Origin of the sequence: Enterobacter cloacae complex sp. IR5441, from assembly GCF_049238215.1 — a bacterium.
GTDB lineage: Bacteria > Pseudomonadota > Gammaproteobacteria > Enterobacterales > Enterobacteriaceae > Enterobacter > Enterobacter hormaechei_C.
Map to the genome: position 1 here is coordinate 1 of NZ_JBMKIA010000099.1, position 1,556 is coordinate 1,556.

Consider the following 1,556-nt stretch of genomic DNA (forward strand, 5'->3'; position numbering starts at 1 on the left):
ATCAGGTCAAGTCTGCTTTTATTATTTTTAAGCGTGCATAATAAGCCCTACACAAATTGGGAGATATATCATGAAAGGCTGGCTTTTTCTTGTTATCGCAATAGTTGGCGAAGTAATCGCAACATCCGCATTAAAATCTAGCGAGGGCTTTACTAAGCTTGCCCCTTCCGCCGTTGTCATAATCGGTTATGGCATCGCATTTTATTTTCTTTCTCTGGTTCTGAAATCCATCCCTGTCGGTGTTGCTTATGCAGTCTGGTCGGGACTCGGCGTCGTCATAATTACAGCCATTGCCTGGTTGCTTCATGGGCAAAAGCTTGATGCGTGGGGCTTTGTAGGTATGGGGCTCATAATTGCTGCCTTTTTGCTCGCCCGATCCCCATCGTGGAAGTCGCTGCGGAGGCCGACGCCATGGTGACGGTGTTCGGCATTCTGAATCTCACCGAGGACTCCTTCTTCGATGAGAGCCGGCGGCTAGACCCCGCCGGCGCTGTCACCGCGGCGATCGAAATGCTGCGAGTCGGATCAGACGTCGTGGATGTCGGACCGGCCGCCAGCCATCCGGACGCGAGGCCTGTATCGCCGGCCGATGAGATCAGACGTATTGCGCCGCTCTTAGACGCCCTGTCCGATCAGATGCACCGTGTTTCAATCGACAGCTTCCAACCGGAAACCCAGCGCTATGCGCTCAAGCGCGGCGTGGGCTACCTGAACGATATCCAAGGATTTCCTGACCCTGCGCTCTATCCCGATATTGCTGAGGCGGACTGCAGGCTGGTGGTTATGCACTCAGCGCAGCGGGATGGCATCGCCACCCGCACCGGTCACCTTCGACCCGAAGACGCGCTCGACGAGATTGTGCGGTTCTTCGAGGCGCGGGTTTCCGCCTTGCGACGGAGCGGGGTCGCTGCCGACCGGCTCATCCTCGATCCGGGGATGGGATTTTTCTTGAGCCCCGCACCGGAAACATCGCTGCACGTGCTGTCGAACCTTCAAAAGCTGAAGTCGGCGTTGGGGCTTCCGCTATTGGTCTCGGTGTCGCGGAAATCCTTCTTGGGCGCCACCGTTGGCCTTCCTGTAAAGGATCTGGGTCCAGCGAGCCTTGCGGCGGAACTTCACGCGATCGGCAATGGCGCTGACTACGTCCGCACCCACGCGCCTGGAGATCTGCGAAGCGCAATCACCTTCTCGGAAACCCTCGCGAAATTTCGCAGTCGCGACGCCAGAGACCGAGGGTTAGATCATGCCTAGCATTCACCTTCCGGCCGCCCGCTAGCGGACCCTGGTCAGGTTCCGCGAAGGTGGGCGCAGACATGCTGGGCTCGTCAGGATCAAACTGCACTATGAGGCGGCGGTTCATACCGCGCCAGGGGAGCGAATGGACAGCGAGGAGCCTCCGAACGTTCGGGTCGCCTGCTCGGGTGATATCGACGAGGTTGTGCGGCTGATGCACGACGCTGCGGCGTGGATGTCCGCCAAGGGAACGCCCGCCTGGGACGTCGCGCGGATCGACCGGACATTCGCGGAGACCTTCGTCCTGAGATCCGAGCTCCTAG

General features: G+C 58.7%; 2 protein-coding genes. Both read left to right on the forward strand.

Annotated elements, in window-relative coordinates; translation table 11 throughout:
• Positions 1–70 precede the first annotated feature (70 nt).
• Entirely contained in the window at positions 71–418 is a 348-nt protein-coding gene (locus ACOTX5_RS26465; protein WP_000679427.1) for a quaternary ammonium compound efflux SMR transporter QacE delta 1, read from the forward strand.
• A complete protein-coding gene (gene sul1, locus ACOTX5_RS26470) occupies positions 412–1,251 on the forward strand; it encodes a sulfonamide-resistant dihydropteroate synthase Sul1 (RefSeq protein ID WP_000259031.1) in 840 nt (279 codons plus the stop codon). The genes ACOTX5_RS26465 and sul1 overlap by 7 nt, the downstream gene beginning before the upstream one ends.
• Positions 1,252–1,556: the final 305 nt, after the last annotated feature.